General features: G+C 39.4%; 20 protein-coding genes, 1 pseudogene, 1 riboswitch and 2 other annotated features. Of the genes and pseudogenes, 9 read left to right on the forward strand and 12 right to left on the reverse strand.

The features are described from left to right. Positions 1–358: 358 nt before the first annotated feature. Both CFK40_RS14015 and CFK40_RS21515 read left to right on the forward strand, forming a co-directional pair. Positions 359–1,387, forward strand: coding sequence for an AimR family lysis-lysogeny pheromone receptor (locus CFK40_RS14015; RefSeq protein WP_089532900.1), 1,029 nt, complete (start codon positions 359–361; stop codon positions 1,385–1,387). Between the two features lie 48 nt (positions 1,388–1,435). Beyond that, positions 1,436–1,558, forward strand: a complete 123-nt coding sequence (locus tag CFK40_RS21515) for a hypothetical protein (protein WP_264371368.1) — start codon at positions 1,436–1,438, stop codon at positions 1,556–1,558. 169 nt (positions 1,559–1,727) lie between these two features. Here the strand turns inward: CFK40_RS21515 and CFK40_RS14020 are convergent. From CFK40_RS14020 to CFK40_RS14035, 4 genes and pseudogenes are all read right to left on the reverse strand, one after another. Then, a pseudogene (locus tag CFK40_RS14020) lies at positions 1,728–2,896 on the reverse strand (threonine synthase). A 29-nt stretch (positions 2,897–2,925) separates the two neighbouring features. After that, positions 2,926–4,026, reverse strand: coding sequence for an alanine racemase (locus tag CFK40_RS14025; protein WP_089532901.1), 1,101 nt, complete (start codon positions 4,024–4,026; stop codon positions 2,926–2,928). Between the two features lies 1 nt (position 4,027). Further along, positions 4,028–5,041: a D-cysteate sulfo-lyase gene (locus CFK40_RS14030; protein ID WP_089532902.1), complete on the reverse strand. Its 1,014-nt coding sequence runs from the start codon at positions 5,039–5,041 to the stop codon at positions 4,028–4,030. Positions 5,042–5,076: 35 nt separating this feature from the next. Beyond that, the gene (locus CFK40_RS14035) at positions 5,077–5,760 is read right to left on the reverse strand and encodes a cysteate racemase (RefSeq protein WP_089532903.1); all 684 of its coding nucleotides are present in this window, start codon (positions 5,758–5,760) and stop codon (positions 5,077–5,079) included. Between the two features lie 303 nt (positions 5,761–6,063). On the opposite strand from CFK40_RS14035, the gene CFK40_RS14045 reads away from it, so the two are divergent. After that, complete coding sequence (locus CFK40_RS14045) at positions 6,064–7,287, forward strand: dicarboxylate/amino acid:cation symporter (protein WP_405196594.1); 1,224 nt, start codon at positions 6,064–6,066, stop codon at positions 7,285–7,287. A gap of 111 nt (positions 7,288–7,398) precedes the next feature. Here the strand turns inward: CFK40_RS14045 and CFK40_RS14050 are convergent, their stop codons facing one another. The 6 genes from CFK40_RS14050 to CFK40_RS14075 form a co-directional block, all read right to left on the reverse strand. Continuing rightward, positions 7,399–8,658, reverse strand: a complete 1,260-nt coding sequence (locus CFK40_RS14050; RefSeq protein WP_089532906.1) for a metal-dependent hydrolase family protein — start codon at positions 8,656–8,658, stop codon at positions 7,399–7,401. 16 nt (positions 8,659–8,674) lie between these two features. Then, positions 8,675–9,844 carry a hypothetical protein gene (locus CFK40_RS14055; protein WP_089532907.1) on the reverse strand — a complete coding sequence of 390 codons (1,170 nt, stop codon included), beginning with the start codon at positions 9,842–9,844 and terminating at the stop codon, positions 8,675–8,677. Between the two features lie 319 nt (positions 9,845–10,163). Beyond that, the gene (locus tag CFK40_RS14060; protein WP_089532908.1) at positions 10,164–11,267 is read right to left on the reverse strand and encodes a prephenate dehydrogenase; all 1,104 of its coding nucleotides are present in this window, start codon (positions 11,265–11,267) and stop codon (positions 10,164–10,166) included. Then, a complete protein-coding gene (gene hisC, locus CFK40_RS14065) occupies positions 11,264–12,370 on the reverse strand; it encodes a histidinol-phosphate transaminase (protein WP_089532909.1) in 1,107 nt (368 codons plus the stop codon). The genes CFK40_RS14060 and hisC overlap by 4 nt, the downstream gene beginning before the upstream one ends. A 27-nt stretch (positions 12,371–12,397) precedes the next feature. Continuing rightward, positions 12,398–13,474, reverse strand: a complete 1,077-nt coding sequence (locus CFK40_RS14070; protein ID WP_089532910.1) for a bifunctional 3-deoxy-7-phosphoheptulonate synthase/chorismate mutase — start codon at positions 13,472–13,474, stop codon at positions 12,398–12,400. Positions 13,475–13,797: 323 nt separating this feature from the next. Next, positions 13,798–14,023, reverse strand: a binding site (T-box leader). A 43-nt stretch (positions 14,024–14,066) separates the two neighbouring features. After that, positions 14,067–14,287 (reverse strand) — a binding site (T-box leader). 86 nt (positions 14,288–14,373) lie between these two features. Further along, positions 14,374–15,546: an LL-diaminopimelate aminotransferase gene (locus tag CFK40_RS14075; protein ID WP_089532911.1), complete on the reverse strand. Its 1,173-nt coding sequence runs from the start codon at positions 15,544–15,546 to the stop codon at positions 14,374–14,376. Between the two features lie 154 nt (positions 15,547–15,700). After that, a riboswitch (Lysine riboswitch) is annotated at positions 15,701–15,879 on the forward strand. Positions 15,880–16,121: 242 nt separating this feature from the next. Here CFK40_RS14075 and CFK40_RS14080 point away from each other — a divergent pair. The 6 genes from CFK40_RS14080 (at position 16,122) to CFK40_RS14110 (ending at position 22,112) form a co-directional block, all read left to right on the forward strand. Beyond that, complete coding sequence (locus tag CFK40_RS14080; protein WP_089532912.1) at positions 16,122–17,324, forward strand: aspartate kinase; 1,203 nt, start codon at positions 16,122–16,124, stop codon at positions 17,322–17,324. 18 nt (positions 17,325–17,342) lie between these two features. After that, positions 17,343–18,329 carry an aspartate-semialdehyde dehydrogenase gene (locus CFK40_RS14085; protein WP_089532913.1) on the forward strand — a complete coding sequence of 329 codons (987 nt, stop codon included), beginning with the start codon at positions 17,343–17,345 and terminating at the stop codon, positions 18,327–18,329. 1 nt (position 18,330) lies between these two features. Then, entirely contained in the window at positions 18,331–19,212 is an 882-nt protein-coding gene (gene dapA, locus CFK40_RS14090; RefSeq protein ID WP_089532914.1) for a 4-hydroxy-tetrahydrodipicolinate synthase, read from the forward strand. Position 19,213: 1 nt separating this feature from the next. Continuing rightward, on the forward strand, positions 19,214–19,945 hold the full coding sequence (gene dapB, locus CFK40_RS14095) for a 4-hydroxy-tetrahydrodipicolinate reductase (protein WP_089532915.1): 732 nt from the start codon (positions 19,214–19,216) through the stop codon (positions 19,943–19,945). 3 nt (positions 19,946–19,948) lie between these two features. After that, positions 19,949–20,665, forward strand: a complete 717-nt coding sequence (dapD, locus tag CFK40_RS14100; RefSeq protein WP_089532916.1) for a 2,3,4,5-tetrahydropyridine-2,6-dicarboxylate N-acetyltransferase — start codon at positions 19,949–19,951, stop codon at positions 20,663–20,665. A gap of 310 nt (positions 20,666–20,975) precedes the next feature. After that, the gene (locus CFK40_RS14110) at positions 20,976–22,112 is read left to right on the forward strand and encodes a M20 metallopeptidase family protein (RefSeq protein WP_089532920.1); all 1,137 of its coding nucleotides are present in this window, start codon (positions 20,976–20,978) and stop codon (positions 22,110–22,112) included. A 43-nt stretch (positions 22,113–22,155) separates the two neighbouring features. Here CFK40_RS14110 and CFK40_RS14115 read toward each other — a convergent pair whose 3' ends face one another. Both CFK40_RS14115 and CFK40_RS14120 read right to left on the reverse strand, forming a co-directional pair. Then, entirely contained in the window at positions 22,156–22,296 is a 141-nt protein-coding gene (locus tag CFK40_RS14115; RefSeq protein ID WP_089532921.1) for a YpzI family protein, read from the reverse strand. A gap of 76 nt (positions 22,297–22,372) precedes the next feature. Further along, positions 22,373–23,551 carry an amidohydrolase gene (locus CFK40_RS14120; RefSeq protein WP_089532922.1) on the reverse strand — a complete coding sequence of 393 codons (1,179 nt, stop codon included), beginning with the start codon at positions 23,549–23,551 and terminating at the stop codon, positions 22,373–22,375. Positions 23,552–23,727 lie beyond the last annotated feature (176 nt).

Raw genomic sequence — 23,727 nt, forward strand, 5'->3', positions numbered from 1 at the left:
CGCAGTGAAATATTTTACTCATATGTACGATGTTTTTTCTTAAACCAGTTATGCATCCTTCGTTTTTATACTGGAAGAGTTGATGTCTGCTAAAAACATGGAAGCTTTGAACACGCATTATAAGGATAAACTATGGTTTCCAACTAGAAAACCAATTAGTGAATAGTAGTCTCTTATTTCTAATAGTTTCCCGGGAAATACACCATATCCTTCATATGTAAGCGCTTTGAGTGATCATATAAGAAAAAGTTTTATGTAAATGATGCAAATTTTGTCGAAAATTCAGGTCTTTGTACCCGTGAACTTTGTGGTAAAATGTAGTTAAATATCAGAATAGTTTTTTAGTTAGGAGCGAAAAATGACTATTGAATCAATATCAAATTCTGTACCTGACATTGCTTACGATGAAAATATGTCGCTGGAACGCGTGATTTCTAAGTTATCAACACTACATAATGAACAAACTGTATTACAGCTAGTTAGAAATTTGTGTCTACAAACTAGAAAAAATGAAATTATGAAAAAAGGTATGGAATTTTTGTACATGAGTGGCTTTTATGAAGATTTGGAGCTTCTAATTGATAAGAATAAGAAATCAAAGATAAAATCTAATAACCAATGGGCGGAACTCTACAAACTTATGATGGACCGAAAGTTAAGGCGTTTAACTCCACTAGAAATATTACACCGCGTAAAGTCCCTCCGAAGTGATGAACCAGAGATAATATGTTTAATAGAATTAGTAAAAATCTCTAATCATTATGATATGCATGAATTTGGAAGGCTAGGTAACTTTTTAGACAAGCAGCAATCTATATTTGCGTCGGTTAGCGATCCGTTTTTATTATCTTATTTTAATATACGATTGTATGAAGTTTTGTTTTCTTATTACTGGATCCGAAATGAGCTTATAATTGCTAGAAAGTATGCCTTTCGCGTACTGAATTTAACACAAAACCCAAGAACAAAAGCTGCTATAAACATAAATTTAGCATTAACCTACACATTTGACACCTACCAACAAGGAATTCACCATTTATACGAAGCGCAAAAGATTTCAATTGAGCATGGCTTAATGGACATTAACTATATCATTCAAAATCAGAATATCCCATTTCTTTCCGCACATCACGGAAGAGTAGAAGGTATTACAACTAATGATCCAAGTGAACAAGCCCATCTAGACATTGCAAAAGGAAATTTTAAGAAAGCAGAAGACAACTTACTAAAGTTACCTATAGATTCGCCATTTCAGCTTTACTATTTAGGGCTAGCTACGCATGACAAAGATCTATTACACCAATCGTATAACCGTTTTATTGTAAAGCGAAGTGATCATTTTTTTAGTAGATTACCTATTTTGGCATTACAGAAATTGGATGCTTGAAGCAAGGACAGCATCTTAATTCACTTTATATTGAAGGGGGGTGTCAACATGAAAAAAATCGGAATGTTTTTTTCTATTATTGCTTTAACAGTACTTTTTGTTAGCGCTCCAGTACACGCTTCATCGGGTCCACAACTTTTCAGCGACCCAGGTTACGGGGATATTGATTGATGAGTTCCTTTCTTTTAAGTAGATAGAAATAAAATGCCACTTTACACAGGCAAGCGTTCATTTGGAACGCTTGCCTGTGTAATTTTAATAGGGTCTCCCATTAATAAAAGCAAGTTTAGTAGCCAATAAATAAAATAAGATTTTTAATAGAATTAAGCAGCTTATTGCTTTAATCTGATTTGATACCCGCCCCACACAAGGGAATGACCACTTTTTCATTTGAACCAGGGCGAAAGGGATCGTCTTTAAAAAGTCGATACTTTTCAGAGACATTTCCATACAAACAATCCTCTACATAATTGGTAAAACCAGCAAAAGTAGCTGCTGTCGTTGGCTCCACGTAGAAACCCTGACTAGCTAGAGATCTCCGAGAACTGTCAATTGCTGATTCTGGAGCAGTGATAATTACGCCGCCCGTTTCACGAACAGCAGCCAGAATTTGACGGCTCCTGGGGGATTAACGATAGAAATCCCTTCTGCTGCTGTTCCTTTATTGACAACTGGTTCAGCCATTTCCAATTCATTTTGAAACGCTAATGCCAGTGGTGCACATCTTTCGGACTGAATAGCAAGAATGCGAGGTATTTTGTCAATTAGACCCAAATCGGATAACTCTTTAAAACCATAGTAGACACCTAACAACAAAGTACCATTCCCTACTGGAACAACAACTACTTCTGGAAGATCTCCGTTCATTTGCTCCCAAATTTCAAAAGCATAGGTTTTCGTCCCCTGATAAAAATAAGGATTATAGACATGACTAGCATAGAACATATTTCCCTCGTCTACAGCCCTTTTAGCCGCTTCGGCCGTATCTTCACGATCCCCTGGTACAGTATGAACAATTGCCCCATGCCCTCTGATCTGTTTTATTTTTTTTGGAGAAGTGCTTTCTGGTACATATATATGACAATCGATGCCTGCGCGATTTCCATATGCAGCAATAGATGTTCCAGCATTTCCACTGCTATCAGCAACTAATTTTGTCACACCTAATTCTTTCGCTTTGGCCACTAATACAGCCGCCCCTCTATCTTTAAATGATAGAGTTGGCATTAAATAATCTAGCTTTAGTAGTACGCTTGATTCTGCTCCGTTAAGCGGTACTATTGGAGTAAATCCCTCGCCCATCGTCACCGATTTCCAAGCGTCACCATTTTCCTGAAAAGGAAGAGCTTCTTTATAACGCCACATTGTAGCAGGTTCCTTGTTAATCTTATCACTAGAAAAATTGCTTGCAAAAGCTTGTAAATCAAGTAGCCCCCTACATTCACAACGCCATACAAGGGTGGCTGGATCATAAACCTTATGACAAACACTACATATATAAGACATAATCGTGCCACCTTTCCGAGCTGATTCCTTTTCTATTGAACACAACCCCTAGCATTTATCGTAAATACCTTTTCAATTTTACCATTCCTCACACCATAGGCCCTATCGTATAAATTGACAGTTGGACAAATATGATTAGGAATAATTTCAATACGATCACCAATACTCAAGGAATTTCCAGCGGCTATTACAGTATGTTCATCGGAAAGTTTTTTTATTAGCAGATCTGGATGGCCCTTAATTTTTCCAAAACCTTCCGTTTTCAGCACTCCACTAGATCTTTGGTCAATCGTCATGGATTTGGCTCCTGCATCAGCAACCACATCTCCCCTACTACTTTTGGATGTAATTGTCGCTAAAACCGTAGCGGCACAATACGTGATATCGCCAAGAAAATAAGCGTGTCCAGCATCATAAAAGGCATACGTACCTGGTCGAACCTCAGTTATTCCAGGCAGAACTTCCCTAGTTAATTGGGCTAATGTACAACCTACACTGATTTCACAATCGATTCCACATTTTTCTTTGATTTCTTTTCCGACCTTGATAACATCTGCCTGTGCATTAACAGCAATTCTCTTCATTTGGTCTTTGTCCGTTGCATTATACGTGTGTCCTTCGTGCGTGAATATTCCTCTTAGCCTTATCAATGGAAATCTTTTGAGCATTTCTCCAGCAAATAATACTGCCTCATCAGGTTTTACACCGCAGCGCCCTTGCCCTGTATCAATTTCAAGCATCAATTCAATCGGCACGTGGTCGCCAAAAAAGTCTGCAATCTGTTCCACATGATACATAGAATCGACTGCCAAATGGATCTTAGCCTTTTCAGCAATTACCCGGATACGCTCAAGTTTTTGCTTTCCGACTATTTCCGTTGCGATAAAAATATCGGACACCCCAGCCCTAACCATTGCCTCTGCTTCACTAACTTTTGCAACGGTGATGCCCTCGGCCCCATATTTCATTTGTAAATGGGCAATTTCAGCGGTCTTATGTGTTTTAGTATGGGGACGCAATTTTACTCCTTCAGAATCAGCAAAGTCTTGCATTGCCATCAAATTAGTTTCCATCTGGTCAAGGTCGATAATAAGTGATGGCGTATCTAAATCTTCTATCATCTTTTCCGACATATTACTGACCCACCTCTTTTTCTAGTACATCAGGCATATAAGCATATAGGGCTGGGGATCCGCCAGTGTGCAAAAATAAAATTTTATCCTCTTTATTAAAATAACCTGTTCGAACAAGGTCAATTAGCCCCGCCATCGCTTTTCCTGAGTATACAGGATCGAGAAGAATCCCTTCTGTTCTGGCTAATAATCGAACTGCCTCACCCATTTCAGCGGTTGGTAACGAATAACCTGCCCCAACATAGTTATCAAAACAGGTTATCCACTCTTTTGGGATAGTATTTTTTAGTCCGACGTGCTTAGCCGTTTTTTGAACAAGTTCATCGATTAATTGCCTTTGTTCTTCTCTCTTTTTTCTTACACTGATTCCGATTACTGAAACCGTACTATGATTACCATAAAAACCAGTTACTAGGCCAGCATGTGTACCACCACTCCCACTTGCACAAACAACATGGTTTATATCAATTCCCTTAGCAAATGTCTGTTCCTGTATCTCTTGAGCACAAGCAACATATCCAGTCGCTCCAATTTCATTTGACCCTCCCCCTGGTATAATGTATGGTTTATGACCTTCACCAATAGCCTCTTCTGCCATACTCTGCATCTCTTCCATCAAGTTTGCTCCACCTGGTACCACTTTTGTTTTATCCACACCAAGCAAGTTAAAAAGGAAATTGTTCCCGCTTGCATCTTTACTATAACTGTTTGGAACTCGTTCTTCCAAAACTAACCTACACTTTAATCCCTCTTTCACTGCGGCAGCTAGCGTAAGACGACAATGATTCGACTGGACAGCTCCACAGGTTATTAACGTATCCGCCCCCTTTTCCAATGCATCTGCAACAAGAAATTCCAGCTTTCTCGTTTTATTGCCACCCGAGGTTAATCCTAGTAGATCATCCCGTTTTATATAAATTTTTGGACCACCGAATACCTTTGATAAATTATCTAACCTTTCAATTGGGATTTCCCAATCCGTATAATTCCTCCGTTTGAATTGTGCTAAATTCATGATAATCCTCCCAGTAAAATAAAATTTTTATCCTTCTAGTGCTCGAAAGCTGCTTTCACTACTGATTGAGTTACGATGTCTGTCGGATCGAGTACAGTAAGTGATTCTGTTGAATGAAGTACAAGCGACACCTCTGTACAACCTGCCACAATTGCTTCAGCTCCTTGTTGATATAAGAAATAAGCAGCCTTTTCCAAACAATCCGTACCCATTTTCAGATCGCCTTCCTTTATATAGGAAATGCCTTTCATCACCCTTGCTTGCATGGTAGGATCTGGCTCCAGCAAAGTAATTCCCAGGGATTGAAATGGTTTACGATAGAGTCTTTTCTGAAGTGTAGCATCTGTAGCTACCAAACCTACTTTACAAAATTTTAATTTTTTGATGTATAATGCTGCTTCATTTGGCATATTCAAAATTGGAATATCAATTTCTTTCTGAACTGCTGGAAGAAAATAGTGGGCCGAGTTACAAGCAATGACCAGCAAATCAGCCCCGGCCTTTTGTAATAACTGTGCCGACTTTATCAGATACGGAACGGGGTCTGTCCCTTCCCCCAAAATAGCTGCCATACGATCCGGAATTTGTGGATAATTATCTACAATAATATGGAGATGTTCTTGATCTATTTTAGCTGGTGTCTGCATAATAATTTTGCGCATCATGTCTGTCGTTGCTAGTGGACCCATTCCTCCCATTATTCCAATCGTTTTTGACATTTACCTTCCCCCTCTATCAAACAACCAACCAGCCAGTCTAGTCTTTAAATCCCTTCTATTATAAATATATTAACTATCATTCAATTTATCCCTAACTTTGGAAGAATACGTGGCTAGTAGACAGGAATGGTTCTTAATTCGAAGGACAGAGCATATCCATGAATTAGGATTTAAGCGTTACCTTACTATTCGCTCTACTATATTTGTGTACATACATTATGGAAGAGGGGGTGTTGCCTTAGATTTTTATTGTTCACCAAAAGCATTTAAATTTGAAAAGGGAGGTAGTTCTAAGTGGCGAAAATTAAAAAAATAGGTTTACTTCCACAAATTTTGATCGCATTTGTAACCGCTATCATTGCTGGGATTATTTTTGGACCCAGTATCGACGTTGTCCAACCACTTGGGGATTTATTTTTACGCCTTATTCAATTCATTATTATCCCCTTAATCACATCATCACTCATTGTAGGTGTGGCAAGCACTGGTGACATGAAATCACTTGGAAGAATCGGTGGAAAAACAATTGTTTATTATTTAACTACTACGCTAATTGCTGTTACGATCGGTCTGATTGCCGCCCTAGTATTCTCCCCTGGAACAGGAGTTGACATTTCTTCTGCAGGAGAGGTCCCTGAAGCAACGGAAACTGGTGGTTTTATCAATGTTTTGTTAAATATCATACCGACTAATCCACTTGAAAGCTTATCAAGTGGCAATATCCTGCAAATCATTTTCTTTGCACTTTTCCTTGGTGTTGGAATTACAATGGTGGGTGAAAAGGCACAACCTGTGTATCGTTTTTTTGATGGGCTTGCAGAAATTATGTATAAAATTACTGCAATTATCATGAAGCTTATTCCAATTGGAGTTTTTGGCTTATTGGCACCGATCATTGGAGAATACGGTCTTTCCGTTTTGCTGCCTTTAATCAAGTTGGTATCCGTCGTTGCCGTCGCTTGTATTGTACATGCGCTGGTCACATATTCCATTGCGGTAAAGTCGCTTGGAAAAATGAACCCACTAAAGTTTTTCAAAGGAATTGCCCCTGCCAGTCTTGTGGCATTCAGTACGCAGAGTAGTTCGGGGACATTACCTGTCACCATAAAATGTTCGGAAGATAATTTGGGAGTATCCAAAAAGATATCGAGTTTTGTCTTACCATTAGGTGCTACCATTAATATGGATGGAACATCGCTCTATTTAAGTGTTGCTGCTCTTTTTACAGCACAAGCATATGGAATCGAATTAACCTTCACGCAAATAATGATGATTGTTTTAATTGCAACGTTAGGCTCAATTGGAGCAGCTGGAGTACCTGGTGCTGGATTAGTCATGTTAATACTTGTTTTAACTACAGTAAATTTACCACTTGAGGCGATCGCATTAATTGCTGGAGTAGATCGTTTCATGGATATGTTTCGAACGGCGGTAAATATCACAGGAGACGCCTCAGGAGCTGTTATTATAGACAGATCTGAAAATAAGGCTGATCAAAATCTTGATTCAAATTCGGTATCCGACTAGAATTTAAAAGGAGACGCATGACTTTCCATGCGCCTCCTTAAAAAGAAATAGTGATTCCTAGTTGCCACTGGAAGTTAGCTGAATCAGCCTTAGATTTAGTCCCTTTCGCTATTATGAAACCACTAACGTTTCAACTATATTCTTCTCTATTTTTCCATTCTTAATAACGACTTGAACTGTCTCATTATTAGCTAGTGAATAAATATCCTCTAATGGATTACCCTTGACTACAATGATGTCTGCTAGCTTACCCTGTTCAAGTGTTCCAACCTTATCTTCCCAACCTAAACATTCTGCAGCAGTTTTCGTTGAAGCTACGATTGTTTCCATTGGTGTCATACCAATATCTGCCATTAATCCAAGTTCTCTTAAATTCGTACCATGTTTCATCACACCCGCATCTGTTCCCATCGCAATCTTTACGCCAGCTTTGTGTGCCTTTGCTATGCTTGCTTTATGGTGTTCAATTACTTCCTTAGACTTCTCAATTGCGGTGTCTGGCATTCCTACATCTTTTGCTGTTTCTAATACAGCAACAGGAGCGAGTAATGTAGGTACTAAAAATGTTCCGTTTTCCTTCATTAATTCAATTGCCTCATCATCTATAAAGATACCATGTTCGATAGAATGAATACCTGCTTTTACCGCATTTTTAATTCCTTCAGCACCTTGCGCATGAGCCATCACTTTTACGCCTTTTCGAAAGCGGCCTTCCTCGACAATAACCTTTAACTCTTCCATTGAGAATTGGGTGAACTCAGGGTGATCAGTAGCACTTAATACACCGCCAGTTGCATGGACTTTAATGACTTCTGCACCAGCACGCAACATTTCACGTGTTTTTTTACGTACTTCTTCAACACCGTCACATTTACCATTTGGCATACCTGGGTAATCAGAAGGTAAAATATCCGTCGTAATCCCGGAAACTGTATATCCATCACCATGCCCGCCAGTAATGGTCAGTGCATTAATACTTAATTGTAATCTTGGGCCTGCGATCAAGCCATCTTCCACTGCTTTTTTAATACCTAAATCTGCACCTAACGCATCACGTACAGAAGTGATTCCAGCATGTAATGTGGTCTCCAAGTGTTTAGCTGCTTTATAATACATAAATGAAAATGGTGTAGCTAACCTTTCTGCAATTGGTGAAAATTCCATCATCATATGCACATGTGTATCGATAATTCCTGGAAGAATGGTACCTCCCTCGGCATCCACGACTGTTTCGTCACCTGTAGCTGAGTAATTAGATTCAGCACCAACATATACAATTTGTTCACCTTCCACTACTACAACCGAACCTTTCTCTGGTTCCCCACCGTTACCGTCAATCAATAAACCATTTTTAATAATCGTTTTTGTCATTTAAAATACCTCCAAGTTATAATGTTTGGACTAATAAACCCGCTATAACAACTGATGCAATCGTAACTGTAGTAAATCCACCGATTAACATAGGTGTTAATAGCTCATTAAATATCACTTTTTCTTCTTGTTCATTTCTGGCTACACTTCTGCTAACTTCCTCACAAAGTATATAGTCACCAGGAAAGCCAAAGAGAGCCGTTAATGCTACAGGCATACCTTTGAATGGATGCCATTTAACAAACCTCGATGCAATGTAACCGCCAAGTGCGATTCCAAACGTACCTAGTAATAGAATTAAAATGATGCTCGGTAAATTACTCACTACATCCTGAGGTGATACATCAGCCATTGTGCCAATAACGACAAAGATAATTCCCATCATTGTGAGGGTAAATGAATTTGCTTTTTCAAGAGATCTCGTTTCAAATAACCCAATTTTGACACCAAGTAGACCGATTACTAAACACCATAGACTGTAATGAATAGGCGTAACTTCTCCTAGTGAAATTCCGATTGCAGCTCCAACAAATACAGAGAATAGTTTTAATGTCACGCTAGATTTGAATGAACTAGATTTAGCTTTGACCTCTTCTTTTTCATCAGAGTCATCCGCATTAGCCATCGGAATAAAGGTCCCATCATCCATTTCTTTCTGCATCTTAATGGCATACCTTCTCATAAAGTTCATCGCAAGTGGCATTCCAAGTACTCCTTGAAAAGCAACAATTAAAGCTGGTATAACGATAATGCTAGTAAGGCCAAGTTCAGTTAGTTTCTCTGATGTAATGATTAGAGCAATAATCCCCCCACTGATTGGACCAAACCCAGCAACCGCCGTAGCATAGTCAAAAAACAATGGAATAATCGTTAATAGTAAGATACCCGCTACAACAATGCCACTTAAAGCAATAACTACTGCTTTAAGCTGACTTCTTAGTATAGAGAAGGGAATCAATGTACCCATATGCAAAATCGCAGGGCCAATTAAAATGGCTCCGAGTGCCGGAAATGTTGATTTCTCTAGAATGTCTTCAGGAAAAATGCCTGTCCACGAACAAACTAAAAAACCAACCATTGCAGTGAGCAGCATAGGGATTCTGGCTCTAGAAACAATAGATAGCCACTCCCCTAATGCAATTAAAGAAAAGATTAAAACTGTAGCTATTAGCGGATTACTTAACATAAAAACCCTCCTCATGATGTGAATTAATAATATATCACCTCTAAATTCTTTTGTCTATCTGTTTTCAGACTATTAGTTACAGTTAGATTATTATAAGTTGAATTGTTTTAATAGAGAAAAAATATCTCCAGTTTACTAGGTGGTTGTCCTTTCAATAAAGAAAGCGATTACCGTATTTAAAGCCATGGGAAGTTAGTATTCCATGAATTGGCAGTAATAATTATTTTTAAAATAAAAATAACTAGCGGGTTTTATCATTTCTTTCTTCTATATTAATAAATATACGACACTACTTTTTTAGTAGTGTCGTACTATATTGTTATGCCGCTTCATATGTCTTAAAATTGTTATGGTTAAGCAAAACTTGAGCCTTGCTACGATCTTCATCCTTTTGAAAACTAATTCGCAAGACACCTAGCAATCCTTCCCTAGATTCAAGAATATGAAGATTGGTTATACTAATCGATTGTTTTGCCAGCAATGAGGTAATACCTGCGATTGCTCCGGGTACATCCTTCACATCTACATACAAATCATAATAGGACGGGATAGCGCCTTTGGAGTGGACGGGTAAAGAATCCCGAAACTCTTTCGCTTCTTCAAAAAAACGAATAATAGCGTGTTCATCTTCCTCTGCTAAAACATTTTGTATGTTTCGCATTTCCATCATCCAGTCCTCTATTAAATCCAATAAGTTTAGCCGGTTTTGTTTGACGATATCTTTCCACATATTAGGGTTACTGGATGCAATCCGAGTTACGTCCCGAAAACCGCCGGCAGCTAACAAGCTTATGAGTGGGTTTTTGTCCGCGTTCTTTTTTGCTAAGTTTACCAAACCTGCTGCTATAACATGGGGGAAGTGACTAACTACCCCCGTAATGTAATCATGTTCCTCTGTATCCAGAACAAGAAAATGAGAATTCGCGCCACTTAGCCAGTCTTTTAATTCTTCCACTTTTTCAGAAGAGGTACTCAATTGAGGGGTTAGTACATAAAAAGCATTTTCAAATAAATGGACCTTTGCACTTTCCACGCCTGCTTTATGCGAACCTGCCATTGGATGCCCACCGATGAACGTAACCTCTTTTTGTAACAATTTACTGGCTAGTTGCATAATCCCCCCTTTTGTACTACCAGTATCAGTAATAATAACGTTTTCCTTTAGGGTCAAACTAGATAATTGTTTCATTAATTTTTCCATCTCTAATACTGGTGTAGATAGGATGATTAAATCTGCTAATTCTGCTCCCTCGTGAAAAGAAGTTACTTTTTCATCGATTATGTTGAGCGCGCTTGCCGTTTCTATTTCACTTTGTTTCACGTCGTATCCATAGATTTTTGCATGTGGATGTTGATTTTTAATCGTGAGGGCTAAAGAGCCCCCAATTAATCCTAATCCTACGATAAATACATTTCCACTCATGAAAAATCCTCCTGTAGTTCCACACCTTTTTCTAGTAATTCCTTTATCGCACTTCTTACTCGTTCATTGCTTTCTTCTAAACCGATTGTTATGCGGGCAGATGTTGGGAAACCTAATGATTTACCAGAACGGACAATCAGACCTTTTGATAACAAAAACTGGGCCACCTCATCACCATCTCGGCCGAAATCTATTAATATAAAATTACCCTGCGAGGGATAATAATGAAGTTCATTTTCCTGACAAAACGTATAATATTTTTCTCTTTCTTCAGAGTTCCTCTGTCTGCAACTTTTTACAAAGTCTTGATCTGTTATTGCAGCGGATGCCACTAGTTGGCCAAGTACATTCGTATTAAAAGGAAGGCGAACCGGTTCTAATCTTTTAATATTTGTTGCGGACGAAACCCCGTAACCTACACGAAAACTAGCAAGACCATACATTTTAGAAAAAGTCCGCATGATGATCAAATTAGGAAATTGATTTAAAAAGGCAAGTGAATTATAAGAATCATTTACATATTCAAAATAGGCCTCGTCAAGTACGACTAATACATCTTCTGGGACACTCTCTAAAAAGGATCGAAGTTCATCTTCTGGAATATAACTCCCTGTTGGATTGTTAGGGCTACAAACCCATACAATCGCAGTATTTTCGTCGATTACAGCAAGCATTTTGTTCAAATCATGACTTCCATTAACTAACTCTACCTCACGTACTTCGGCTCCTTCAACGATGGCAGCATGTTTATATTGTGGAAAAGTTGGTGTTGCCATCACTGTATTTTTCCCATGTTCCAGCATCGCTCTTGAAATAATTTGGACGAGTTCATCCGTGCCATTTGCAAAAATTAATTGATCTTTATTTACACCTAATAAAGATGCAGTAGCTTCGCGCAATTTAAAAGCGCCTCCATCAGGATAGAGAATAAATGACGAATGGAATTCTTTTAATGCTGTATCTACATTTGGTGAATAACCGAATGGATTCTCATTTGAAGCCAGTTTGACGATTGAATCTAATTGATACTGCCTCTTAACTTCTTCAATCGATTTTCCAGGTTGATACGCTCGCAAATTCAGAATTTGTTCTTTCCATTTCATTAAGCTTCCTCCTCATCGTATTCCGTATTACGCTAACTTATTTTTAAAAGCCTTTACCACATCCATAAACTCATTAAATTCAGGAATGTTCATTTGCTGAGCTGAATCGGATAACGCAACAGCAGGATCTGGATGAACTTCCGCCATAACAGCATCCGCCCCAATTGCAAGAGCAGCTTTTGCAGTTGGAAGAAGCAAGTCTTTTCTACCTGTAGAGTGCGTTACATCAACCACAACCGGTAAATGGGTTTCTTTTTTCAAAATTGGTACTGCTGAAATATCTAATGTGTTTCTTGTTGCCTTTTCGTATGTGCGAATACCACGTTCACATAAAATGATTTGGTCGTTTCCTTGTGAAATGATATATTCCGCTGCATTAATAAATTCGTCAATGGTTGCAGAGAGTCCACGTTTTAGTAGAACTGGCTTTTTCACTCTACCGGCAGCTTTCAACAATTCGAAGTTTTGCATATTACGGGCGCCTATCTGAATAACATCAACGTAATCCAATGCTTTTTCTACATCCTGTGGTGCAAGAATTTCACTGACAACCTGCATTCCTACTTCATCTGCAACTTTTCTTAAAATTTGTAATCCCTCTACTCCTAATCCTTGGAAATCATATGGAGAAGTTCGAGGCTTGAACGCTCCCCCTCGCATTAGAGTAAGGCCTTGCTCCTTCATTGCTAGGGCAACAGCTTTTACCTGTTCATAACCTTCCACTGCACATGGCCCCATAATGAACCGTTGCTCCCCATCACCAATTTTTTCACCATTTATATCGACAATCGTATTTTCAGGACGTGCTTTTCGTGAAACAAGTAATGCCTTGTTATGATTGTCTTTTTGAAGCTCTAAGCTCGCTTTAAATATTTCTTTGAAAATGTATTGAATGGTTGATGTCTGGAAAGGCCCGTCATGGTTCTTGATAATTAAATCTAGTGCTTGACGTTCACGAACCGGATCAAATCTAGCTACCCCTTGCTTTTCCTTATGCTCGCCAATTTCTTGAACAATTTCCGCTCGTTCGTTTAATAATTTTAGCAGTTGTAAATTAACCCCATCAATTTTGTCACGTAATTGCGTTAAATCATTTGTAGTCATATGTTTATTCCTCCTGATTTTTGGTTTTTTTAATAGTTAGACATATAATTCTTAGAAAGCCTTAGATTTTGTTATACTTTCCGATTCAATCAACAAGCATCACTCCCTCAAATAAGAAAAGCGCAAGCGCCCGTTTAGCGGCGTATGGACTGGACTGAACCGCAGGAGATAAAGGAAACACGGTGAGCGTATGCGAACCGATGTTGACTTATCGTACGGAGGTAAAGGAAGTCCACTAGTCGCTGGGCGCTGGAACTAGACAATAATTTTATAGTTTCTTATCTTTTAATAATAAAAATCGCCCCTGCCGTTATCCTTTTAACGACAGGGACGATTTTCACCGTGGTACCACCCTTATTGTGAACAGATCTGTCCACCTCTTGTTAGTGTTAACGATCAAATGACCGTCTTTTTCTTCATAAATATTTCTCTACTAGAAAAAGAAGCTCCAGGGTGTAATTCATGCTTATCTTTGTACTGATTCACACTAACCATCAGCTCTCTTAAACAGGGAGATAAGACACTACTGTTTCCTTTCATTGCTTATAATTATTCAATTTTTTTGTATTAAAAAAGTCCCTACTGATTGCTCAGTAGGGACGATTGTAATCGCGGTACCACCCTAGTTGTGAACGGAAATTGCTCACCACTTACTTATTGTTAACGATCAAGATGACCGTCTTTTACGTAATTTAATACGAAAAAGAAGCTCCAGGATGGTAATTCATGCTTATCTTTGTACTGATTTACACCACCATCAGCTCTCTAAAACAGGGAGATAAGACACTACTCGTTTCCTTTCGTTGCCGAGTTATATAATAATTTAATTTTTTAAATGTTATAGTTTCTTATTATATGTTGACTACTGATCTTTTGTCAACACTTTTTTAAATAAAAATCTATGACCCGATAACCAGCTTCTCTCGAATCCTTTCCACAGCCTCTTGAATCCGTTCATTCGGAACAGAGAACGATACCCGAAAATACCCTTCTCCTCCTGGCCCAAAAATATTCCCAGGGGTGAAAATAACTCCGGTTTGTTCTAATACAGTCGCAACAAATTGTTCAGATGTATATCCGTCAGGAACTGGTGCCCATATAAAGAAACCAGCATGGATCGGTTTTGTACCTATTCCAATTGATTGAAGCGCCGCAACCATTGTTTCCATTCGCTCTTTATAAACCTGGTTGTATTCTGTCACACTGCTTTGATCACCTGTTAAGGCATGTGCAGCGGCCTTTTGGATTGGTGTAAATACGCCAGTGTCAACATTACTTTTGTAAATGGATAATGATTTAATAACCTCTTTATTCCCGACAACATAGCCAATCCGCCATCCTGTCATACAATAAGCCTTTGATAAAGAACCAAACTCAACAGCAAATTCCTTAGAACCGTCTACTTGCATAATACTTGGCGATTTATAATTGTTATAGGTCACCATATTATAAGCTGAATCGGTAACTACTAAAATCTTATGTTTTCTAGCAAATTCAATTGCTCGTTCGTAAACATCAATTCCGACCGTAGCTCCCGTTGGATTGCTAGGGTAGTTTAAAAACATTACCTTTGCTTTCTCCAAGATATCATTCGGGATCTCATCAAAATTTGGTTTAAAACCATGTGCCGCTTCTAACGACATATTATGGTACTCACCGTCAGCTAAGAGTGTTGCCATCCGGTAAACTGGATAGCCTGGATCAGGCCCTAAAACGTAGTCACCAGGATCAATTACTGCTGGTAATAAATGCCCAATACCCTCTTTTGACCCAATTAATGCAAGAACTTCCGTATCCGGATCAAGCTTAACATCATATGTTTTCTGATAAAACGCAGCAACAGCTTCTCTAAATTCTGGACTGCCAGCAAAACTTGGATATTTTAAATTAGCAGGATCCTGCAGCTCTTCCACAAGTTTATTTACAATGTGCTTAGGAGTTGGTAGATCAGGATCTCCCACACCTAAATCAATTACATCTACTCCTGCTTCCAACGCTTCTTTTTTCATTTTCTGCACTTCTGCAAATTTATAAGGAGGTACGTTAGAAAGCCTATTTGACTTATATTTCATCGATTAATGCCCCCTGTCTAAAATTATATTTATCATACTAAGTCGTTTTTTATTCGTCAAGGAGTTTTAATTTTTCCAAAAGATAAAACATATGGGTTTACAATTCTATAAAACTCTCGTATAATCAAATACAAATTTAGTACATAATTGAATAAGTAATGGATGAGGCGCAAAAATCATCAGTACCTTATTACGTAAAGCTGCAAGTTGTAATAAGTGAAAGGGAGATTTGCCGAAACGATGTTCTATATGCAGATGGAACTTCGTTGGACTGTATATCAATAGTATGCAGGCTGTCATTATTCTTTGTAATAATGGTGTGCTTCCACTTGTATATAGGCAGTTATAAACAAGTCGGCATATTCCGACTTGTTTTTTTTATGACAAAAGCGTAAGCGCCCGGTTATTGGCGTATGACCTGGAAGGGTCTGTATGAGATAAAGGAAACACGAAGAGCGTAAGCGATTCGATGTTGACTTATCGCAAGAAAGAGCCTGAAGGGCACTAGCCAATGGGCGCTGAAGCTGGACGTGGCTGATTCTCTACTTTTATCTTCGAAAGAAAGAAGGCAACTTATGAAAAGAAGTATACTTAAATTTGGTGGAACAAGTGTCAGCAGCCTTGAGAAAATTAAAAACATCGCAGACTATCTAAAAGACAGAGCCAAACAAGGCGAGCAACTGATTGTTGTTGTCAGTGCAATGGGCAAAACAACGGATGAGCTTATGGCTTCCGTGAATTCCATAACAAGCTCGCCTAATGAGCAAGATTTAGCTGTTCTTTTGACAACTGGTGAACAACAGACCATCTCCTATCTGTCAATTATTCTGAATGATATGGGGGTTAAATCAAAGCCACTCACTGGTTATCAGGCTGGTATCGAGACTGTTGGCCATCACTTAAAAAGCAAAATTTCTAAAATAAACAGTGAGCTATTTGATCAACTTTTTAATACGTACAATGTTCTGATCGTTGCCGGTTTCCAGGGCTTCAATACCGACAATGAGATCACGACACTCGGCCGTGGCGGTTCCGATACAACAGCCGTAGCGCTTGCAGCAGCAAATAAATGCTCTTGCGAAATCTATACAGATGTTACAGGCGTCTACAGCACAGATCCAAGAATTTACCCACAAGCAAATCGGCTCGATGAAGTCTCGTACGAAGAAATGATGGAAATGAGCGCGCTCGGAGCGGGAGTACTCGTTACAAGAAGCGTCGAAATCGCAAAAAACCACAACACTCCGATTTATTTAGGCAAGGCATTATCGGATGAGAAAGGAACTTGGGTTATGTCCAAACTTGACATACTAGAAAAAAAAGCAATCACAGGTGTCGCGCTTGATAAGGATATGATTCACGTTACACTGAACTATCCGCATTATGATACACACCTAATGGATGCGACGTTTAACAATCTAGAACAAGAAGAAATCAATGTTGATATGATTTCGCAAATCGTGAACAATGAAGGGCTTCAGCTGTCGTTCACAATGAAAGATACCGAAGAAAATCAGATACAGAAAATTTTCTATCGTCTGAAGGAAGATTATCCAGATTTGTATTTTAAAATCGAAAACCGTTTCGTAAAAGTATCGGTGATTGGTTCTGGGATGCGTGATATGACTGGGGTCGCTTCAAAAGTGTTTCGGACGCTCATTAAAGCGGACATTCCATTTTACCAAGTCACAACGTCAGAAATCAGCATATCCTATGTAGTAGATGAAAAAAATGCTAATGATGCAGCACATCTATTGTGTGAACAATTTGAATTATAATAGTTGGGGGTTTTTTATATGGTAAAAATAGCTGTTGTAGGTGCTACAGGACTTGTAGGCCGCAAAATGATTGATTTACTGGAGAAGAAAGATATTCCTATCGATGAACTTGTTCTCTTTTCTTCTAAACGTTCAGCAGGTTCTGAGGTTTCCTTCCGAAATGAAAAATATATCGTGGAAGAATTAACAGAAGAAAAAACAGATGGCGGATTTGACTATGTACTCATGTCAGCAGGAGGCACTACAAGCATAAAGTTCTCTCCCCTGTTTGAAAAAAACGACGCAATTGTCATCGATAACTCGAGCGCTTTCCGGATGGATCCAACAATCGACCTCATTGTACCGGAAGTGAATAGGCCGACATTGAACCGGAAAATCATCGCCAATCCAAATTGCTCGACAATCCAGTCTGTCGTCCCGCTGAAAGTGTTGGAAGATGCATATGGTATAACTCGTGTAAGTTATACGACTTACCAGGCCGTATCCGGATCAGGCGTAAAGGGTGTACAGGACTTGAAACGTGGCGAAAATGGCGAAGGGCCGGTGAACTACCCGCACCCTATTTACAATAACGCCATTCCGCATATTGATGTATTTGGAGACGATGGCTATACAAAAGAAGAAGTGAAAATGATTGAGGAAACAAGGAAAATTCTCGGGCAGCCGGAAATGAAGGTCACTGCCACTTGTGTTCGAGTACCTGTTGAAAATAGTCATGCAGTAGCGATCAACGTCACCTTGAATAGTTCGCCAACTGTTTCAGATTTAAAGAATTTATTTAACCAAAGTGACCATGTCGTTTTACAAGATGATCCGAAAAACAATACGTATCCTATGCAGGTAACTTCATCTGGTTTGGAAGAGGTGTTCGTTGGACGCATCCGAGAAGATGACAGTTTAGAGAACACATACCATTTATGGGTAACAAGTGACAATTTATTAAAAGGGGCAGCATTGAACGCCGTACAAATTTTGCAACAACTAATGCATACGAAAGAGGGATAATATGGGACATTTATTCACAGGAATTGGCGTAGCGGTTACGACACCTTTTCAAAACAATGAAGTGGATTATGATAGCTTCAAACGACATCTAGCATTTCTGATTGAAAACAACATCCAATGCCTAGTAATTAACGGCACAACTGGTGAAGGTTCTACCCTTTCTCGCAATGAGAAACGACATCTTCTGGAAATTGCGGTTGAAACAGCTGCAGGGAAAGTGCCTGTTATTGCAGGCACTGGTTCCAATTCAACTACAGGATCCATCGAGGCTTCTAAGGACGCAAAAGACATCGGTGTAGATGGTCTGATGCTTATCACTCCATACTACAACAAGACGAGCCAGCGCGGCCTCATTGAGCATTTCACGGCGATTGTGGACGCTGTTGATTTACCAGCACTTCTGTACAATGTTCCATCTCGAACAAGCATGACGATCGCACCAGAAACCGTGCAAACGCTAAGCGCCCACAAAAACATCGTCGGCTTGAAAGATGCAACAGGCGATTTAAATTATTTTTCGAGAGTGAAATTGCTGACAGATGAATCGTTTGCGTTCTATAGTGGAACCGATGATACAGCACTACCATATTTGGCCCTTGGCGGAGATGGGTTGATCTCGGTTGCTGCGAACGTCCTTCCAAATGAATACCAGACGATGTATGAGCGCTCATTAGATAATCTTACTGAAGCAAAAGCGATCCATTACCGTCTGTATCCATTTGTAGCAGCGCTCGAAATTGACGTTAACCCAATTCCGATTAAAGCACTAACGGCCCACATAGGCTTTGGCAACTATGAACTTCGTTTGCCACTTGTACCTTTAGAATCAAACGAGCAGCAAAAACTGGTTCAGGAATTCGATTCATTGAAAGCAGGTGTGTAACATGAAACTCCTTCTTTTAGGGTATGGAGCAATGAACAAACGAGTTGCAAAACTTGCTGAAGAGCGAGATCATGAAATAATTGGAGTCGTGTTGAAATCAGAAAAAGAAGATGTCCCCTACCCCATCTTCACTGATTTTAACAGGCTTCCGGAAGCTGATGCACTGATTGACTTTTCCCATCCAGATCTTACGAAAACGCTGCTTGAATCGGATGTGCTCCTACCACTCGTAATTGCGACAACGGGAGAAAAAGAAGTGATCGTCAGCAAGATGGAAGAAAAAGCAAGCTATCTACCAGTCTTTTTTAGTGCAAACATGAGCTATGGTGTACATATACTGAAGAAAATAGTAGAGTTTGCGACCCCACTTCTTGCTTCTTACGATATTGAACTGACGGAGAAGCATCACAACAAGAAAGTGGATGCTCCAAGTGGTACACTAGTAAAACTGTATGATGCAATCAAAGAAATCAAGGAAGACGCAGATCCCGTGTATAACCGCCATATTTCCACAGTAAAACGCAGTGAAAATGAAATTGGTATCCATTCGATTCGCGGCGGGACGATCGTTGGTGAACACGAAGCACTTTATGCTGGCCATGATGAAGTGATCACGATCCAGCATAAAGCACAGTCAAAAGATATTTTTGCAAACGGTGCGATTGATGTCGCAGAAAAACTAATGACGATGGAAAAAGGTTTTTATACATACTCAAACTTAGGAGATGAATAGACAATGAAAGAATTTACAGCAGAAGAAATTATCCAATATATCAGTAACTCAGAAAAGAAAACACCACTTAAAATTTACGTAAACACAGGGTTTGCAAAAACGGATTTTCCTGAGAGCTTTAAGGTGTTTGGTAGTGATGGCTCTTATACAATTTTTGCCGATTTAAACGACTGGAAACCATTTTATGAAGCAAACCAAGGGAAGTTAGAAGACCTTGCCATCGAACAAGATCGCCGAAATAGTGCTATTCCATTACTTGATGCGATGGAAATCAATGCTCGGATTGAACCAGGCGCATACATCCGTGAACATGCGGTCATCGAGAAAAGTGCTGTTATCATGATGGGTGCTGTCATCAACATTGGAGCGGTTGTCGGTGAAGGTACAATGATTGATATGAACGCTGTACTTGGCGGACGTGCGACAACAGGTAAAAATGTACATGTCGGAGCGGGTGCAGTTTTAGCGGGCGTTATTGAGCCACCAAGCGCAAGCCCCGTTATCGTGGAAGACGACGTACTAATCGGTGCAAATGCAGTTATACTCGAAGGCGTTACAGTTGGGGCTGGATCCGTTGTAGCAGCAGGAAGCATTGTAACAGAAGATGTCCCTGCAGGTGCTGTTGTTGCAGGTGTTCCTGCTCGGGTTATTAAGCAAGCAAGTGAAGTACAGGGTGGTAAAAAAGAAATCGTTCAAGCGTTGAGAAAGTTAAATCAGTAACAGGTCGGCGCGGCTCATTGAATACGCGTAATACCTGGGTGAAATCACAAGTATCGCGTGCCCGGCTTGGTCGGTGCGCGATTTTTGGTATTTGTCTCCCGAATCTCGGCTAGGTGCGTACGACCCCAACTTTGGGTGGCTCGATTAACTTTTAACACTAGTCGATCGACTTTGCTCACATCACGATTAACTTTGGCTGACTCTTGATTAACTTTGAGCTTAAGACGATTAACTTTCGATGTTTGCAGATCAACTTTTAACCCTAATTGACTAGTACGCCACATTTTCAATACATTTTGGAGTGAGAAGCATGGATTTACAACAAACGTTAACAAAACACAGAAGATACCTGCATCAAATACCTGAGCTCGGCTTTCAGGAGTTCAAAACTGCGGCATATATCAGGGAAACATTGGATCAGCTTGGGATTCCCTACCTGACGCCTCTTGAGACAGCAACCATCGTTTACCTCGAAGGCGAGTCAGACACGACAATCGGCTTTCGGGCAGATATCGATGGACTTCCAATTGAGGAAACGAACGACATACCGTTTAAATCCCAGCACAAAGGCGTTATGCATGCGTGTGGACATGATGGCCATACAGCGATGCTCCTTGCGTTTGCCGAAAGATGCAAAACCATGCAGAATTCAAACACGCTACACCACAATGTTCTTTTGATCTTTCAGCCGTCCGAAGAATCAATGGGCGGTGCAAACCATCTGATTAAGGCGTTCCCATTTAAAAAATATAAACCTGAAGCAATAGTTGGCCTGCATCTTATGCCTGATAATCCTGAAGGAACACTTTTAACAAAAAGTGGACCGCTAACCGCAAGTGCAACGGAATACCGAATCTATGTAGAAGGCACATCTGCTCACGTTGCAAATAAAGAAACTGGTGCAAGCGCACTCGGTTCACTGCATCATACAGTAGCGCAAATTCAGCAGCTCCAGAATTTTCATTTGAGCGGATTAAATCAGAACATTATTCACATCGGAAAAATACAAGCAGGCGAAGCGATCAATACTGTCGCTTCTTCTGGCTACCTTGAAGGAACAATCCGTACCTATGATATGGATGATCTAGCTACCATTAAAGAAAGACTTACCCAAACCGTAAAAAGTAGTGATTTACTTTTCGGAACACAATCCCGGGTAGATTTCGCTGAAGGTTATCCGCCTGTGGTAAACAATGAATCACTCCTCCCTCATATCTCAGCAAGTGCCAACGAGACAGGACTTGAGGTAATCATCAAAGAAAAACCGTATTTATTCGGAGAGGATTTTTCGTTTTACAGCCAGGTTGCTACAACACACTTTGCTTTTTTGGGTGTACAAAATGAAAATCATACGAGCGGTCTCCATACCTCATCATTTAATTTTGATGAAAAAAGCCTAGTTGCTGGAGTACACTTTTTTGAAAAAGTTTTAGAGAAGCAGGTATAACAAATGAAAGCGATCGCCTTTTTAGGGTGATCGCTTTTTCATTTTACTTATCACCATCGTTTAATTTTCTGGCTTCTTCAGGACTTGACATTTTTGTTGAACCTTTATAGCGAAGACCAACATCTCGGTCTGATTCCACGCGTCCACTTTCTCGTAACTTTTTTTCTTGACGGTCTCTTCCCATTTTAAACACCTCCTAACCTTAATTTGAGTCATTTAAAAAAGATTTATTCATGTAAAAATAATTGCCTATGTCTACGTTATTGTTCAAAATAACTACAAACAACCTGTCCAACTGATTTTGCTGCAATAAGAAGAGCATCTTCATCAATATCAAATTTTGGATGATGATTGAAATACGCTTTTTCTACTCCTTTTGGTTTACAGCCAATATAGAAGAAACAACCAGGAATTTTTGCAGCATAATAGGAAAAGTCTTCTGATCCGGAGACCATTGGATATTCTACAACCTTATTTAAATCATTCATGCTTTCAAGGCTTGCCTTAACCTCTGCCGTAATCTTTGGATCATTATATAAAGGTGGATAATCTTTTGTGTAGGTAAGTTCGCAGACAACATCAAATTCTGTTTCAATTCCTTTTACAATATGATGGATTTCTTTACCGATTAACTGTTGTGTTTCCTCTGTCATATAGCGTACATCACCTTCAAGTTCTACATTATCCTTTATAACATTGAAAGAGCCTTTTCCATCAAATGAACCGATTGTAACAACACCCATTTCAAAAGGATCCAACCTACGGCTAATGATGGTTTGAGCAGCTGTTACGAAGTGAGAAGCAGCAACAATTGCGTCATTTGCCATATGAGGAGAAGAACCATGTCCGCCTACACCTTGAATATCGAGCTTGAAATACGTTCTGCCAGCCATTGCATAGCCGCTTCGGTATCCTACATCACCTGCTGGATTTGTTGGGAATAAATGAATACCAAAAATCGCATCCAAATCGTCTAATACCCCAGATTCAACAATACTTTTTGCTCCGCCTGGTGGTGTCTCTTCAGCATGCTGATGGATAATTTTTATGGTACCTGCAAGTTCAGATTTTAATTGGATAAGACAGTCGGCAAGAACTAGTAAGTACGCTGTATGTCCATCATGTCCACATGCATGCATCGTTCCTTCATTTTTTGATTTAAATGGAACATAGGTCTGTTCAACAATTGGCAACGCATCGAAGTCTGCCCTAAGACCTATTGTTTTTCCAGGCTTGTCTCCTATAACGGTCACTATAATTCCATAACCATTTCCAACATTCGTTTGAACTTCTACATCTTTTCCTTGATAAAAATCAGCAATGTATTGAGCTGTTTTTTCTTCTTTAAAAGACAACTCTGGATTTTTATGTAAATAACGGCGAATTTGAATCATTTCCTCTTTACGCTCTTCTAACATTTCCATTAATTGAGTCCGCATGTTATATCTCCTTTTTTTCAAGTGTGGTAAATAAAACTTGCATAATCTTATTACTCTATTGTAAAACATGATTGTATATTATGCCGTAATTTCAGTTTCTTTATCTGAAAACTCGGCAACATAATGAGATTCAGGGAAAATCTTTCTTCATTATATGCATCAAAAAAAGGGAGTAT

The sequence above is a fragment of the Virgibacillus necropolis genome, assembly GCF_002224365.1.
Classification (GTDB): Bacteria; Bacillota; Bacilli; order Bacillales; family Amphibacillaceae; genus Virgibacillus_F; species Virgibacillus_F necropolis.